General features: G+C 69.1%; 15 protein-coding genes and 1 tRNA gene. 10 read left to right on the top strand and 6 right to left on the bottom strand.

Translation table 11 applies throughout. The features are described 5' to 3' along the window. Positions 1–189: 189 nt before the first annotated feature. The 4 genes from B5Y19_RS04800 to B5Y19_RS04785 are packed head-to-tail and all read left to right on the top strand — an operon-like array spanning position 190 to position 5,157. On the top strand, positions 190–1,740 hold the full coding sequence (locus tag B5Y19_RS04800; protein WP_055730459.1) for an AbgT family transporter: 1,551 nt from the start codon (positions 190–192) through the stop codon (positions 1,738–1,740). A gap of 49 nt (positions 1,741–1,789) precedes the next feature. Then, a complete protein-coding gene (locus tag B5Y19_RS04795; protein WP_176168561.1) occupies positions 1,790–2,995 on the top strand; it encodes a M20/M25/M40 family metallo-hydrolase in 1,206 nt (401 codons plus the stop codon). A gap of 52 nt (positions 2,996–3,047) precedes the next feature. Then, positions 3,048–4,877, top strand: coding sequence for an SLC13 family permease (locus B5Y19_RS04790; protein WP_055730461.1), 1,830 nt, complete (start codon positions 3,048–3,050; stop codon positions 4,875–4,877). Positions 4,878–4,890: 13 nt separating this feature from the next. After that, complete coding sequence (locus tag B5Y19_RS04785; protein ID WP_055730462.1) at positions 4,891–5,157, top strand: YMGG-like glycine zipper-containing protein; 267 nt, start codon at positions 4,891–4,893, stop codon at positions 5,155–5,157. 25 nt (positions 5,158–5,182) lie between these two features. Here B5Y19_RS04785 and B5Y19_RS04780 read toward each other — a convergent pair whose 3' ends face one another. From B5Y19_RS04780 to B5Y19_RS04770, 3 genes are all read right to left on the bottom strand, one after another. Further along, a complete protein-coding gene (locus B5Y19_RS04780; RefSeq protein WP_055730463.1) occupies positions 5,183–5,725 on the bottom strand; it encodes a general stress protein in 543 nt (180 codons plus the stop codon). 16 nt (positions 5,726–5,741) lie between these two features. Continuing rightward, on the bottom strand, positions 5,742–6,041 hold the full coding sequence (locus B5Y19_RS04775; protein ID WP_055730464.1) for a hypothetical protein: 300 nt from the start codon (positions 6,039–6,041) through the stop codon (positions 5,742–5,744). Positions 6,042–6,304: 263 nt separating this feature from the next. Continuing rightward, positions 6,305–6,380: transfer RNA gene (locus B5Y19_RS04770), tRNA-Ala, on the bottom strand. Between the two features lie 118 nt (positions 6,381–6,498). Between B5Y19_RS04770 and B5Y19_RS04765 the strand changes: the two genes are divergently transcribed. Both B5Y19_RS04765 and B5Y19_RS04760 read left to right on the top strand, forming a co-directional pair. Continuing rightward, positions 6,499–6,789, top strand: coding sequence for a YggT family protein (locus B5Y19_RS04765; protein ID WP_055730465.1), 291 nt, complete (start codon positions 6,499–6,501; stop codon positions 6,787–6,789). A 108-nt stretch (positions 6,790–6,897) separates the two neighbouring features. Next, positions 6,898–8,493: a gamma-glutamyltransferase gene (locus tag B5Y19_RS04760; RefSeq protein WP_055730466.1), complete on the top strand. Its 1,596-nt coding sequence runs from the start codon at positions 6,898–6,900 to the stop codon at positions 8,491–8,493. A gap of 51 nt (positions 8,494–8,544) precedes the next feature. On the opposite strand, the gene B5Y19_RS04755 is transcribed toward B5Y19_RS04760, so the two are convergent. Next, on the bottom strand, positions 8,545–10,038 hold the full coding sequence (locus B5Y19_RS04755; protein WP_055730467.1) for an amidase: 1,494 nt from the start codon (positions 10,036–10,038) through the stop codon (positions 8,545–8,547). Between the two features lie 133 nt (positions 10,039–10,171). Here B5Y19_RS04755 and B5Y19_RS04750 point away from each other — a divergent pair, with 133 nt between their 5' ends. Both B5Y19_RS04750 and B5Y19_RS04745 read left to right on the top strand, forming a co-directional pair. Then, the gene (locus B5Y19_RS04750) at positions 10,172–10,504 is read left to right on the top strand and encodes a DUF167 family protein (protein ID WP_055730468.1); all 333 of its coding nucleotides are present in this window, start codon (positions 10,172–10,174) and stop codon (positions 10,502–10,504) included. 69 nt (positions 10,505–10,573) lie between these two features. Beyond that, positions 10,574–11,272, top strand: a complete 699-nt coding sequence (locus B5Y19_RS04745; RefSeq protein ID WP_055730469.1) for a carbonic anhydrase — start codon at positions 10,574–10,576, stop codon at positions 11,270–11,272. 11 nt (positions 11,273–11,283) lie between these two features. Here the strand turns inward: B5Y19_RS04745 and B5Y19_RS04740 are convergent, their stop codons facing one another. After that, on the bottom strand, positions 11,284–12,213 hold the full coding sequence (locus B5Y19_RS04740) for a site-specific tyrosine recombinase XerD (protein WP_055730470.1): 930 nt from the start codon (positions 12,211–12,213) through the stop codon (positions 11,284–11,286). Continuing rightward, positions 12,210–12,356: a hypothetical protein gene (locus B5Y19_RS04735; protein ID WP_055730471.1), complete on the bottom strand. Its 147-nt coding sequence runs from the start codon at positions 12,354–12,356 to the stop codon at positions 12,210–12,212. Before B5Y19_RS04735 ends, B5Y19_RS04740 begins: the two co-directional genes overlap by 4 nt. Before the next feature lie 172 nt (positions 12,357–12,528). Here B5Y19_RS04735 and B5Y19_RS04730 point away from each other — a divergent pair, with 172 nt between their 5' ends. Beyond that, a complete protein-coding gene (locus B5Y19_RS04730) occupies positions 12,529–13,131 on the top strand; it encodes a shikimate kinase (protein WP_411914137.1) in 603 nt (200 codons plus the stop codon). Further along, a complete protein-coding gene (gene aroB, locus B5Y19_RS04725; RefSeq protein ID WP_055730473.1) occupies positions 13,128–14,273 on the top strand; it encodes a 3-dehydroquinate synthase in 1,146 nt (381 codons plus the stop codon). Before B5Y19_RS04730 ends, aroB begins: the two co-directional genes overlap by 4 nt. The last annotated feature ends 4 nt before the right edge of the window (positions 14,274–14,277 follow it).

Genomic DNA, 14,277 nt, shown 5'->3' with positions numbered 1-14,277 from the left:
GGCCCGGAGCAGCGGGCTCAACTTTGGGACAGGAAGTCCAGGTTTTGGGATTCTCTGCCGATGCCCTCGTCGCGCGTGGATTTAAGGTCGCGGTCCAGGCTCGGGGTCCTGTCGGCGCATGGATCATGCGGTCCCGACGCGCCATCCGGAAGCATGGCGCCGAGGACTTTGGCCCAAGGGGGACAAGCGATGACGACTGCGACCACCGCGCCGAAGACGACCATGCAGAGGTTCCTCGACACCGTCGAGAAGGTGGGAAACATGGTTCCCCACCCGGTCGTGATCTTCCTGATCCTCATCGGCATCGTCATCGCGCTCTCCGCCGTGCTGGGCCTGTTCGGCGCGGCCGTCACCTTCGAGCGGATCAACCCCGACACGCACAAGATCGAGACGGCGAGCACGGCGATCCAGAGCCTGCTGACGATCGACGGCATCCGCTTCATGTACTCGTCGCTGATCCCGAACTTCATGAGCTTCACGGCCGTGGGCCTGATGATCGTCGCGATGATCGGCGCCGGCGTGGCGGAGGAATCCGGACTCGTCACAGCGCTGATCCGCAAGCTGGTCATCGTCTCCCCGCAATGGGCCCTGACCTACATCCTCGCCTTCGTCGGCATCCTTGCCAGCATCGCCGCCGATGCCGGCTATCTCGTGCTGATCCCGCTGGCGGGCATCGCCTATCTCGCCGTCGGGCGCCATCCGGTCGCCGGCCTGGCGCTCGGCTTCGCGGCGGTCGCCGGTGCCTTCACCGTCAACATGCTGATCAAACCGCTCGACGCGGTCCTGGTCGAGTTCACCAACGATGCCGCCCGCCTCGTCGACCCCAACCGGACGATCGGCCTCGCCTCCAATGTCTGGTTCTCGATCGTCTCGGTGCTGTTCCTGACCGTCGTCGTCGCCTTCATCACCGACCGGATGATCGCCCCGCGGCTGGGCGCCTATGATCCGAAACTGGCGGCCGAGGGCACGGTCACCGAGCAGGGCGCCGTGCTGTCAGAGGCGGAATCGCGCGGCCTGCGCTTCGCCGGGCTCGGCCTCCTCGGTCTGATCGCCGTCTTCTGCCTGCTGACGATCCCGAGCGGCGCACCGCTGCGCAACCCGACGACCGGCGAGCTGATCGGCAACTCGCCTTTCATGAACGGGCTGATCGCGCTGATCATGCTGATGTTCCTGGTCTCCGGCTGGGCCTATGGCATCGGCGCCGGCACGCTGAAGACGCTGACCGAGGTGATCGCGGCGATCGAGAAATCGATCAAGAGCATGGGTGGCACGATCTTCCTGTTCTTCGTGCTGAGCCAGTTCGTCGCCTATTTCACCTACACCAATATCGGCACGGTGATGGCGCTGAGCCTTTCGGGCATGCTGCAGGCGGCCAATATCGGGGCCCTGCCGCTGCTGATCGGCTTCATCGTGGTCGTGGCGCTCATCGACCTCCTCCTGACCGGCGCCATCGCAAAATGGGCGATCTTCGCCCCCGTCTTCGTGCCCTTGCTGATGAAGCTCGGCGTCGAGCCGGAGGCGGTGCTCGCGGCCTATCGCATCGGCGACTCGCCCATGAACGCGATCACGCCGCTCAATGCCTATTTCGCCCTCGTGGTCGGCTTCGTCCAGAAATACGACAGGAACGCCGGCGTCGGCACCGTCGTCTCGCTGATGCTGCCCTATGTCGTCTGGATGTTCGTGCTCTGGACCGCGCTCTTCGCCGTCTGGAAGATGCTCGGCCTGCCCTGGGGGCTGTGACCACCGCGCCGACGCCCCGTCGCCACTCCAACCCGACCGGATGCAGATCATGACAACACCCTCCATCCCCCTCGACGTCGAATCCGCGATCGCGCATCTGATGCGCTTCCTCTCGGTCGAGGGCGTCACCGGCAAGGAGGCGAACATCGCCGCCGCCGTCAGCGACGCGCTGAAGGCCGTCGGCGTGCCGGCCTCCGCCATCCGCTTCGACGACGCCAACAAGCGCATCCCACTGCCGACCGAGACCGGCAACCTGATCGTCGACCTGCCCGGCACCAAGGACGGCCCGCGCTTGCTGTTCTCGACCCATCTCGACACCGTTCCGCTCTGCGCCGGCGCCAAGCCGAAGCGCGAGGGCGACCGCATCGTCTCCGACGGCACCACGGCGCTCGGCGGCGATGCCCGCACCGGCGTCGCCCTGCTGGTCGTGCTGGCGGAGACCCTGATCAAGCACAAGCTGCCGCACCCGCCGATCACGCTGCTCTTCACGGTGCGCGAGGAAAGCGGCCTGCACGGCGCGCGCGAACTGAACCCGAAGGACCTCGGCGGCGCAGCGATGTGCATCAATGTCGACGGCCAGCTCGCCTCCGAGCTGCTGATCGGCGCCGTCGGCCAGGAGAACTGGGAAGTCGAGATCACCGGCAAGGCCTCCCATGCCGGCGTCGCGCCGGAAAAGGGCATCTCGGCCACCCTCGTCGGCGCGATCGCCATCGCCGAGGCCCGCCGCGAAGGCTGGTTCGGCAAGATCGTCAAGCCGGACGGCCGCGGCACCAGCAATGTCGGCATTTTCGGCGGCAAGGGCGGCACGGTCGCCGCCGGCGACGCCACCAACGTCGTCACAGACTACGCCTATATCCGCGGCGAGGCGCGCAGCCCCGAAGCCGCCTTCGCCACGAGGATCGCCGAGGCCTTCAAGGACGCCTTCGCTAAGGCTCAAGCCGAGGTCAAGGACGATGGCGGCGAGACGGCGCAGGTGAAATTCACGCACAAGCCGGCCTATCCGCCCTTCGAGCTCGCCAAGGACGCGCCGGTGGTGAAGCGCGCCGCCAAGGCGCTGGGCATGCTCGGCCTCGAGCCGAACTACCTGTTCTCCAATGGCGGCCTCGACGCCAACTGGCTCGACAAGCACGGCGTGCCCACGATCACGATCGGCGCCGGCCAGGCCGAGATCCACACGATCAAGGAGTACGTCAACCTGACCGAGTACGAGAAGGGCTGCCGCCTCGGCATCCTGATGGCGACGCTCGCGGACTGAGACCTTCGAGGCGGCCGCCGGCGGCCGAACGGGCCCAACAAGGAGCTGATGCGTGAGTCCGATAGCCTATACCGGCATCATCGTCGCCATTGCCGTCGTCCTGTTCGTCACGAACAAGGTGCCTGTCGTGCTCGTCGCGATGGGCACCGCGCTCGGCCTCTGGGCGACCGGGGTGCTCACCCTGCCGCAGGCGCTGGGCGGCCTCGGCGACCCCGCCGTCATCTTCATCGCCTCGCTCTTCGTCGTCAGCTCCGGGCTCGAGGTCACCGGCGTCACCGCCTGGGCCGGCCAGCTCCTGATCAAGGGTGCCGGCGAGGAAAGCCGGACGCGGCTCCTGCTGCTGATGATGGTGCTGGTCGCGCTCCTGGTCGCGCTGATCAGCCTCAACGGCGCGGTGGCGGCGCTGCTGCCGGTCGTCGTCGTCATCGCCGTCCGGCTCAAGCGTAACTCCTCGCAGTTGCTGATGCCGCTCGTCTTCGCTGGCCACGCCGGCTCCATGCTCGCCCTGACCGGGACGCCGGTGAACGTGCTGGTGTCCGAGGCCGGGCTCGATGCCGGCGTCGGCGGCTTCGGCTTCTTCGAATTCGCGCTGGCCGGCATCCCGCTCCTTGCCGGAACCATGGCGATCATCATCCTGTTCGGCGAGCGGCTGCTGCCGCAGCGCAATGGGGCGACCATGCCGGCGGATTTCAGCCGCCACGCCAGGACGCTGGTCGAGCAGTACGGCCTGGCGAGCGGCATCCACCAGCTGCGTGTCCGCGCCACCTGCCCCTATGTCGGGGAGCCATCCGGCGTGGTCGCGCTGGATGAATGGCCCGGGCTTCAGCTCGTGGCGATCCAGGATGGCGACACCGCTGGGCCGCTGCGGCGCACGACCATCGCTGAGGGCGACTATCTGCTGCTGCGCGGCGATGCCGAGGCGGCCGCCAACTTCTCGGTCAAGATGCATCTCGCCTTCCGCGAGGAAGGCAGCGGCGACAGCGAGGAAACGCTGTTCAATCGTCGCTCGGGCCTGGCCGAGGTGGTGATCCCGCCGCGCTCCGGCCTGATCGGCCAGACCGTATTTCCGGGCATGGTCACCGAAAGCGGCGACCTCATCATCCTTGCGGTCCAGCGCGGCGCCGGCGAGGCGGCCAGTGCCGGCGCGACGAAGGCGGCCGGCGTCGTGCTCCAGGCCGGCGACACCATGCTCCTGCAGGGCACCTGGAAGGCGCTCGATACCCATCTCGACGACCCCGACGTCCTCGTCGTCAGCTCGCCCGAGCTGGTGCGCCGCCAGGCCGTGCCGATGGGTCCCGGCGCCAAGCAGGCGATCATCATCCTGTTCGCGATGGTCCTGATGCTCGCGACAGGCATCGTCCCCTCCGCCGTGGCGGGCCTGCTTGCCGCCGGTGCCATCATCCTGTGCGGCATCATGAGCGTCGAGCAGTCCTACCGGGCGATCAGCTGGACGACCGTGATCCTGGTCGGCGCGATGATGCCGCTCTCGACCGCGATGATCGAGACCGGTGCGGCCAAGATGCTGGCCGATCGCCTGGTCGCCCTGGTCGGCGATGCGGGGCCGACCGCGCTGCTCGCCGGGCTGTTCGTGCTGACTGCGATCATGGGCCAGCTGATCAGCAACACCGCGACGGCGCTGATCGTCATCCCGATCGGTGTTGCCGCCGCCGCCGCCATGGGCATCTCGCCGCGCCCGGTGCTGATGAGCACCGCCGTCGCCGCCGCCGGCGCCTTCCTGACGCCGATCGCGACCCCGACCAATCTGATGGTGATGGGCCCTGGCGGCTATGTCTTCAGCGACTACTGGAAGCTCGGGCTGCCGCTCCTGCTCTGGTTCTTCGTCGTGGCAGTCTTCATCGTGCCGCTGATCTGGCGCTTCTAGGAGGAGGAAACCGATGCGTTGGAAATTTGCTGTGCTTGCCGTTGGCCTGGTGCTGGCCGGTTGCAACACGAATTCGGCTGATCAGCGCACGCTCGGCGGCGCGGTCATCGGCGCCGGCTCCGGAGCCATCATCGGCGGCATCGCCGGCGGCGGGCGCGGAGCGGCGATCGGCGCAGCCGTCGGCGGTGTCGCCGGTGCCGTGATCGGGCGGGCGACCACGCCGAACAACTGCATCTACCGCGACCGCTACGGCCGCCGCTTCGAAGCACGCTGCCCGTAGCGGCTGCGGCCGCCCTCCGCTTCGGCTACATCATCGGGCGATAGGGGGGCGCCGTCTCGTCGAAGCGGCTCCATCCCGAGGCGCGATATTCGGCGAGGCGGGCGTCCCGGTCGATCGGTGTCGCGCCGTCGAGGATCGCCTCGACGGCCGGCACCTGCTCGTCCGTGACCCGGACCGAGACGATGGTGCCGCCACGCCGGACGGTTTCGGCATAATAATGCGCATCCGCCTCGCTGTGCCCCGCGCTGGTCAGGGCCCCGAGGATGCCCCCGGTGACGCCACCGGCGGCAACGCCGGCGGCGGTCGAAGCCAGCCAGCCGGCTGCGACCACCGGCCCGATCCCCGGAATGGCGATCAGGCCGATGCCGGCGAGCAGGCCGGCCGCCCCGCCGAGCGCCGCGCCGATCCCGGCGCCTTCCCCGGCATTGCTGTCATCGGTCCTGTCGGCCCTGGCGTGCCGGCCGACGACGCTGATGTCGGCGGAACTGACGCCGCCGGCCTCGAGCGCTTCGACGACCGAGCGGGCGGTCTCGTAGCTGTCATAGGAACGGGTGAGGGTCTGGGTCATTCGCTTGCTCCCTGCGTTACTGGCGGGTGATGTTGCCGCGATAGTCGACGGACACGCTCACCTTGGAGCCGCCATGCGTGGCGCTGCCCTTCCAGACGCCGTTCGCGTCCTTGGTGAGGGGGCCGACCTGCGAGTAGCCATTTGCCTCGAGGCGGCTCTTGGCCTGCCCCTCGGTGAAGCTGTTCGCACCCGGCAACGGGGCGTTCTTGTCTGCTTCGCCCTTCGGCGCCGGCATCGGCGATGTGGTCGAGGTCTGTGCGAGCGCGCCAAAGGCGGTCGCCGTCGCGATGAGCGACGCGATGAATAGCGTCTTCATGTTCTGATATCCCCGAAAAACGAGCGGTTCCGAACCGCGGGATACTTCTCGAACGATGGGGAGGACGATCGGTTCCGCCGCGCACCGGAGGCAGGCCCGCTTCAGCGGGGCCGCACTGGCCAGCTCACCCCGCTTCAGGGCATGGGACAGGCGTAGACGAGGCGACCACGGCTGACTTCACCGAGCGCGAATGCGCGCGCAAGCCTCGGCCCGCCGAGGCGGCAGCATCACGGTGGAGAGGTCCGATATGTGCGGGAAAGCCTTGGTGGAGCTGAGGGGATTCGAACCCCTGACCTCTGCAGTGCGATTGCAGCGCTCTCCCATCTGAGCTACAGCCCCAAGGCGCTGGCCTTCTAGGCTGTGCGTCGCGTGGATGTCAATCACTTCCGCCATCTGTTTTTGGCGTAAGCACCGATATTCCGCGAACCCTCTCCGGACTGGCGTAAAAGGAAGATCGATGCGTGCCGTTCTCGACGTGGTTCTGCTCGCTCTGCAGATCTATGTGTGGCTCCTGATCGCCTCGGCGGTGCTGAGCTGGCTGATCGCCTTCAACGTAATCAACACGCGCAACCAGTTCGTCGCCACCATCTGGGACGCGCTCTACCGCATCACCGAGCCGGCGTTGCGCCCGATTCGCGAGCGCCTGCCCAATCTCGGCGGCATCGACATCTCGCCGATCATCCTGCTGCTGGTCATCTACTTCATCCAGAGCGTGATCGTCCGCTACATCTACCCGAACGTCTTCTGAGGCATCCGCCCTGCGCCGCGCGCGGCTCACGGCCCGTCACGACGCATTCGACGCCCTTGCACCGGCCATGCAGTATGGCGACCTCCGCAATCGATCGAGGTCGCACCCATGGCCGCTGCCGCTCGCCCCTATCGCAGCCAGAACTGGACCCTGACCAAGCCCGCGGCCCGCGGCAGGCACGGCATCGTCGTGTCGCAGAGCCGCGAGGCCGCCGAGGCCGGGGCGGCAGTCCTCGAGCAGGGCGGTAACGCCGCCGATGCCGCCGTCGCCGCCTGCTTCGCTTTGGCGGCGGTCGAGCCCTGGAACAGCGGACTCGGCGGAATCGGCTTCGCGGTGGTGCTGAAGGCGGGCGAGAGCCGCGCCCAGGTGGTCGATTTCGGGCCGGTCGCGCCCCGCCGCGCCGACCCGGCCGCCTACCCCCTCACCGGCGAGATGAAGAAGGACCTCTTCACCTGGCCGGAGGTGGTCGGCGACGTCAACATCCACGGGCCGCTCTCCTTCGTCACGCCCTCCTCGGTCGCCGGCTATGCCAAGCTAAAGGAGGCCTTCGGCTCGAAGCTGCCACTCGCCGATATCCTCGCGCCCGCCATCGCGCTGGCGAAGCGCGGCCTGCCGGCCGACTGGTACACGACGCTGAAGATCTCCTCCTCGGCCTCTGTGCTGCGTCTCTACGAGGAGAGCGCGCGCATCTACCTGCCGAACGGCCTGCCGCCGGTTCCGCCCTATCAGGGTTCGCCCGGCTTCATGACGCTCGGCAGCCTGCCCCATACGCTGGAGCGGCTGGCCAGCGCCGGTCTCGATGATTTCTATCGCGGCGACATCGCCCGCGCCCTCGCCGCGGACATCGCCGCCGCCGGCGGCGTGGTCGATGCGCAGGACCTCGCGGGCTGCACCGCCGAGCTGCGCGAGGCGCCGACCATCGACTGGCGCGGCAGCCACCTCGTCCACACCGCCGGGGGCCTGACCGCAGCGCCGACGCTCGAACGCGTCGTCGCCGGCATGGCCGATGCGCCGATCGACGGCGACGGCCCCTCGCCCGCCTGGTTCGCCGGGCTCTCCGAGGTGATGCGGCGGGCCTATCGCGAGCGGCTCGACGGGCTCGGCGCCGCGACGGCGGCCAAGGAGCCGGGCGACACCTGCACCACCCATCTCACCGTGGTCGATGGCGAGGGCAATCTCGTCACCGTCACCACCACCCTGCTCTCCTCGATGGGCAGCCGTGTCGTGCTGCCCGCGACCGGCGTGCTGATGAACAACGGCATGATGTGGTTCGATCCGCGCCCCGGCAGCGCCAACGCGATCGCGCCCGGCGCCCGCCCGCTCTGCAACATGTGCCCGGTCGTGGTGACGCCGAAGGACGGCGGCTGGCCGCGCCTCGCCGCCGGCTCCTCCGGCGGGCGGCGCATCCTCGCCAGCATCTACCAGACATTGGCCTGGCAGCTCGATTTCGGCATGTCGACCGAGGAAACGGCGCATCAGCCGCGTATCGACGTCTCCGGCCCCGATTCCGCCAGCGCCGATCTGCGCCTGCCGGCCGAGACCCTGGCGGCTCTCGACGAGGCCGGGCCGACGACGCGCGTCGAACACTCCGTGCTGCCGATCAATTTCGCCTGTCCGAACTTCGTCCGGGTCGACCGCGACGGCGCCGAAGGCTCGAGCGACGCCGCCTCGCCCTGGTCGGCGGCAGTCGCGGCGGCGCGATAGGGATCGCCATGCTCGGGCCCGCTCCGCGGCGCCCGAGCATGGTATTAAATGTCAGGCGAAGCCCATGAAGTTCGGGCTTTCGCTGATCGGCCGGGCCGCGGCCAGCCTGGCCAGATCCGGGACCGGCCGCGCCGTCAGCGCGTCGCCGGCGAGCGCCGCCTCCAGCGCCGCCGCCACCGCCAGCACCTTGGCGTCGCCGCCGCGCGGCCCGACGATCTGCAGGCCGAAGGGCATGCCGTTACGATCGAGGCCGACCGGCAGCGAGATCGCCGGATGGCCGACGATGGTGACGGCATAGGCCAAAGCGAGCCAGTGGAAATAGGTTCGCGTCGGCTTGCCGTCGATCTCGGCCGGGAACAGCTCGGTCCAGGGCCGCGGGCTCAGGGTCACCGCCGGCGAGAGGATGACGTCGTAACGCTCGAAGAAGCGCTGCCAGTTCTGGTAGATCGCCGTCTGCTGCTTCATCGCGCGGGTGACGTCGAGCGCCGAGTAGCGAAGCCCTTCCTCGACATTGGCCCGCACATTCGGCCCGACCATGTCCGGCGTATCGCGCACCTTGTCGAGATGCCCGGCGAGAAAGCCGACCGCCCGCAGGATCTCGAAGACCTCGTCGGTGCCGTCGCAATCCGGCGTCGCCTCTTCGGCGCCATGGAAGAGATGGCTGAAGGCGCGCGTCTTCTCCGCGAAGGTCTCGCGGATCACGCGCTCCGTCGGCGCGAAGCCGAAATCCGGGGTGAGCCCGACCTTGAGCGAGGCGAGGTCGATCGCGTCGGGCCGGGCGAAATCCTCGGGGCGGCGCACGGCCTTGCCATGGATCGTCGTCGCCAGCGGGTCGGCACCGTCGTCGGAGACCATGGCCGATAGCAGCAGGCACAGATCCGGCACGTCGCGTGCCATCGGGCCGAGCACGGGCAGCGGATACCAGCCGAGCGCGCGCTTTTCGCTCGGCACCAGCCCGGGCGTCGGGCGGAAGCCGACGATGCCGTTGAAGGCGGCCGGGTTGCGCAGCGAGCCGCCGGTGTCGGAGCCGGTCGCCAGCGGCACCATGCCGGTCGCCAGCGCCACGCCCGAGCCGCCGGAGGAGCCGGCCGCGCTCTTCGACGGATCGAAGGGATTGCCGGTCGCGCCGTAGACGGCGTTGCGCGTATTGGCGCCGGCGCCCCATTCGGGCGTGTTGGTCTTGCCGGCGATGATCGCGCCCGCCTTGCGCACCGAGGCGACGATCTGCTGGTCTTCCTTCGGCACGAAATCGCGATAGAGCGCGCTGCCATAGGTAGTGCGCAGGCCGGCCGTGTTTTCGAGGTCCTTGATGCCGACCGGAAGGCCGTGCAGGGCGCCGAGCGCATCGCCGCGGGCGGTCGCCTCGTCGGCCTCGCCTGCCGCCTTGCGCGCCGCGGCGTCGTCGCGGGCCACCATCGCGTTCACCGCCGGATCGATCGCGTCCATGCGGCGGATGCAGCTGTCGAGCAGTTCGCGGGCTGACAGCTTCTTCGCCCCGATGAGGGCACGCGCGGCGACGGCGCTGAGATCGCAGGGTTCGGTCAAGGCTAGGGCTCTCCGTTGCGCGTGGCCCGCCGCAGGCGCTATGCCCCGAGTGGCCGGCGCCACAGACTAGGCGAGCACGGCCGCATGTCCATGTCCCGGCGGCGCATGGCCGCCCCTTTCCGCGCGAGGGCTCATGAAGGATCCGGCCGCCCGACCCTGGCGGGAAACCAAGGACGGCATCGCGCTCGACATCCGCCTGACGCCGCGCGGCGGGCGCGACGGCCTCGACGGCGTCGAGACGCTCGCGGATGGGCGCGTCGTCCTGAAGGCGCGCGTGCGCGCCGCACCCACCGAAGGCGAGGCGAACACCGCGCTGATCCGCCTGCTCGCCGGTGCACTGAAGCTGCCGCGCTCCCGGCTTTCGATCGCCAGCGGCGCCACGGCGAGGCTGAAAACCGTGGCGGTGCAGGGCGAAACCGCCGGCCTGGCGGCCGCGCTCGCGGCCTGCCTCGACAGGATCACATAGGCGGGATCGTCAATCCCGCACTGCAACAATAACTTGACGAAATCCGCGCTTTCCTGTTCCAGAAGAGCCATGGAAAAGCCCGCCGAGCCGTTCCCGCAGCGCCTGACGGAAGGCTATCGCACCTTCCTCGACGATCGTTTCATCCGCGAACAGGGTCGCTACGAAGAGCTCGGCGAACACGGCCAGACGCCGAAGATCATGCTGATCGGCTGCTGCGATTCGCGCGTCTCGCCGGAAGTGATCTTCGATGCGCGCCCCGGCGAGATGTTCGTCGCCCGCAACATCGCCAATCTCATTCCGCCCTTCCAGCCGGACGACCAGCTCCACGGCACCTCGGCGGCGCTCGAATATGCGGTGCAGGCCCTCAGGGTCCAGCATATCGTCGTGCTCGGCCATGGCCGCTGCGGCGGCATCCGCGCTTTTGCCGACGACAGCCAGAAAGCGCTCTCGCCCGGCGACTTCATCGGCAAATGGATTACGCTGATCGCCCCGGCGGCCGAGCGCACCGGCGGGCGCGGCCGCAACGAGAACTTCGACGACTACCTGCACCGGCTGGAACTCGCCTCGATTCAGCAGTCGCTTGCCAATCTGCGCACATTCCCTTGCGTCAGGATCCTCGAGGAGAAGGGCAAGCTGCACCTGCATGGCGCCTATTTCGCCGTCGCCACCGGCGTGCTGATGATCCTCAACCCGGCCACCGGCCAGTTCATCCCGGCGGTGGGCGAGATGCCCAAGCGCGTCCAGCAGATCCGCTGCTCCGAGGCCTGAGGCGCGAGGCCCTACTCCCCGTCGGCCAGCGGGTGGAGATCGCGCACCATGCTCTTCAACCGCTCGTCGAGGACATGGGTGTAGATCTGCGTCGTCGCGATATCGGCATGGCCGAGCAGTTCCTGCACGACGCGCAGATCGGCGCCGTTCTGCAGCAGATGGCTGGCGAAGGCGTGGCGCAGCACATGCGGGCTCAGCGCGGCGGCTGAGAGCCCCGCCGCTCCGGCGAGCGCCTTGAGGTCGCGCCCGAAGACCTGGCGCGTGAGATGGCCGCTTTCCCCCTCCGCCGGGAAGAGCCAGCGCCCCTCGGCTTCCCCGCTTTCGGTCAGCGCCGCGAGCCAGTCGCGTCCTGCCTGCCGCGCCGCCTCGTTCAGCGGCACCAGCCGCTCCTTGTCGCCCTTGCCGCGCACGATCAGAAAGCGCTCGCGCGTCGTCGCGGCCGAGCGCGGCAGCGCGATCAGCTCCGAAACGCGCAGGCCCGTGGCGTAGAGCATCTCGACGAGGCAGCGCATCCGCAGCGCCTTCAGCCGGGCAGCCGGGCTCAAGCCCTCGGCCAGGCAGGCCGTCCGCGCCGTCTCGAGCAGGCGGTCGACATCGCCGACGGAGACGACCTTCGGCAGCGGCCTGCCCTGGCGCGGCCCCGCGATCGCGGCCGTGGGATCGTTCGCGACCAGTCCCTCGGTGTAGAGGAAGCGGTGGAACTGGCGCACCGCCGAAAGCCGGCGCGCCGCCGAAGAGGCCTTGAGCCCGCGCTCCGACAGGTCGACGAGCCAGCCGCGGATGTCCTCGGCGGTCGCGTCTCCCGGCGTCTTGCCTCCGAGGAAGCCGAGATAATCCGTGACGTCGCGCTCATAGGCATCGAGCGTGTTGCGCGCCGCGCCGCGCTCGGCCGCCAGCATGTCGAGGAGGGCGTTCAGCCGCTGGCGCGACAGCCGGCTCATCGCGGCTGCAGCTTCTCGGGTGGCACGATCTCGACCATCTCGCGCTGCACCGGCTGGACGAAGGTGACCAGCGCCACCATGCCACCAAAAACGATACCGGCGATGATCGCGACGAAGACGAGGAAACGGAATAACGTCGGCACTTCGGGCGGACTTTCGCAATCGCGCGATCTCGGGCCGGGCATTATCCGCGATGCCGCCCGCGCCGCGCAAGGGTTTGCGAGGCAGGGCCCGATGAAAAGCGGCGGCAAAAAGGCATGACAGAGGCATGACGCCGCCGGCCGGCGGTGCTACAGCCGTGCCGAGGAATAGAGATTGATGACTGCCGCCGCTACCATCGCCGCCCCCGACAGGGCCGATCTCCGCGCCGCGCTCAGCGGCCGCGCCATCGTGCTCGTCGGGATGATGGGCTCCGGCAAGAGCTCGGTCGGCCGCCGCCTGGCCGGGCGCCTCGGCCTGCCCTTCGTCGATGCCGACACCGAGATCGAGACGGCGGCCGGCATGACGATTCCGGAGATCTTCGCACAGCGCGGCGAGGCCGAATTCCGCGACGGAGAACGCCGCGTGATCAGCCGCATCCTGACGACGCGCGCGCCACTCGTGCTCGCCACCGGCGGCGGCGCCTTCATGAACGCCGAGACCCGCGAGCGCGTGAAGGAGCTCGGCATATCCGTCTGGCTCAAGGCCGAGCCAGACGTGCTGATGCGCCGCGTCCGCAAGCGCTCGAACCGCCCGCTGCTCCAGACCGCCGATCCCGAGGCCACTTTGCGCCGCATGCTGGCCGAGCGCGAGCCGGTCTATGCGCTGGCCGATCTCACCATTCTGTCGAGCGACGAGCCTCACGAAGTCGTGGTCGGCGAAACCATTGCCGCATTGGGCGGCTATCTGGGCCTGGCGGGCGGAGAAGCAACGTCATGAACGCCACCCTGTCCGAGAAGGCCGGCGCCCGGATCACCGTCCCGGTCGCGCTCGAAGGCCGCGCCTACGACATCCATATCGGGCGCCACCAGCTCTGCGAGGCGGCGGCGCTGATCGCGGCCTTCGCGCCCGGGGCCAGGGCGGCCCTGGTCACCGACGAGCGCGTCGCCGGCCTGCACGGCGCCGCCTTCGAGACCTGCTTGCACCAGGAAGGCATCGCAGCCACCCGCATCACCATCCCGCCGGGCGAGAGCTCGAAGTCCTATCCCCAATTCATCATGCTTTGCGACGCGCTGCTGGCGGCGAAGATCGAGCGCAACGACCTCGTGATCGCCTTCGGCGGCGGCGTCGTCGGCGACCTGACCGGCTTCGCGGCGGCAGTGCTGCGGCGCGGCGTGCGCTTCGTCCAGGTGCCGACCACCCTGCTCGCCCAAGTCGATTCCTCGGTCGGCGGCAAGACCGGCATCAACTCGCCGCACGGCAAGAACCTGATCGGCGCCTTCCACCAGCCCTCGCTCGTCATCGCCGATACCGCCCTGCTCGACACGCTGAGCGAGCGCGAGTTCAAGGCCGGCTATGCCGAGGTGGTGAAATACGGCCTGATCGACGACCCGGCCTTCTTCGACTGGTGCGAGGCCAATTGGAGCCGCGTCATCGCCGGCGGCCCGGAGCGCGACCATGCCGTCGCCGTCTCCTGCCGGGCCAAGGCAGCGATCGTCGCCCGTGACGAGCGCGAGGAGGGCGACCGCGCCCTGCTCAATCTCGGCCATACCTTCGCCCACGCGCTGGAGCGGCTGACCAATTACGATTCAAGCCGCCTGGTCCATGGCGAGGCGGTGGCCATCGGCCTGGCCCTGGCCTTCCGCTTCTCGCAGCGGCTCGGCCTCTGCCCCGGTCAGGACGCCGGGCGCGTCGCCCGCCATCTCGACCAGGTCGGCCTGCCGAGCCGGCTGCAGCAGGTCCCGGGCGGCGCCGGCAGCGCCGAGGCGATCGTCGAGGCGATGACGCAGGACAAGAAGGTGAAGCGCGGCGTGCTGACCTTCATCCTCGCCCGCGGCATCGGCCGGAGCTTCATCGCGCCGGGCGTCGCCGCCGATGAGGTACGCGGCTTCATCGAGGCCGAGCTGGCGGCGGCGTACTGACCGG

Origin of the sequence: Allobosea thiooxidans, assembly GCF_900168195.1 — a bacterium.
GTDB classification, from domain to species: domain Bacteria; phylum Pseudomonadota; class Alphaproteobacteria; order Rhizobiales; family Beijerinckiaceae; genus Allobosea; species Allobosea thiooxidans.
Note: the sequence above shows the minus strand (reverse complement) of the source record. Positions and strands in the feature narration are given on the sequence as shown.

Bases quoted from the DNA above. Each gene is read 5' to 3' on its own strand.
- B5Y19_RS04800 (WP_055730459.1), top strand. From the start codon at position 190: ATGACGACTGCGACCACCGCGCCGAAGACGACCATGCAGAGGTTCCTC.
- B5Y19_RS04780 (WP_055730463.1), bottom strand. From the start codon at position 5,725: ATGACCCAGACCCTCACCCGTTCCTATGACAGCTACGAGACCGCCCGC.
- B5Y19_RS04740 (WP_055730470.1), bottom strand. From the start codon at position 12,213: ATGAGCCGGCTGTCGCGCCAGCGGCTGAACGCCCTCCTCGACATGCTG.
- B5Y19_RS04745 (WP_055730469.1), top strand. From the start codon at position 10,574: ATGGAAAAGCCCGCCGAGCCGTTCCCGCAGCGCCTGACGGAAGGCTAT.
- B5Y19_RS04775 (WP_055730464.1), bottom strand. From the start codon at position 6,041: ATGAAGACGCTATTCATCGCGTCGCTCATCGCGACGGCGACCGCCTTT.
- B5Y19_RS04765 (WP_055730465.1), top strand. From the start codon at position 6,499: ATGCGTGCCGTTCTCGACGTGGTTCTGCTCGCTCTGCAGATCTATGTG.
- aroB (WP_055730473.1), top strand. From the start codon at position 13,128: ATGAACGCCACCCTGTCCGAGAAGGCCGGCGCCCGGATCACCGTCCCG.
- B5Y19_RS04760 (WP_055730466.1), top strand. From the start codon at position 6,898: ATGGCCGCTGCCGCTCGCCCCTATCGCAGCCAGAACTGGACCCTGACC.
- B5Y19_RS04795 (WP_176168561.1), top strand. From the start codon at position 1,790: ATGACAACACCCTCCATCCCCCTCGACGTCGAATCCGCGATCGCGCAT.
- B5Y19_RS04750 (WP_055730468.1), top strand. From the start codon at position 10,172: ATGAAGGATCCGGCCGCCCGACCCTGGCGGGAAACCAAGGACGGCATC.
- B5Y19_RS04785 (WP_055730462.1), top strand. From the start codon at position 4,891: ATGCGTTGGAAATTTGCTGTGCTTGCCGTTGGCCTGGTGCTGGCCGGT.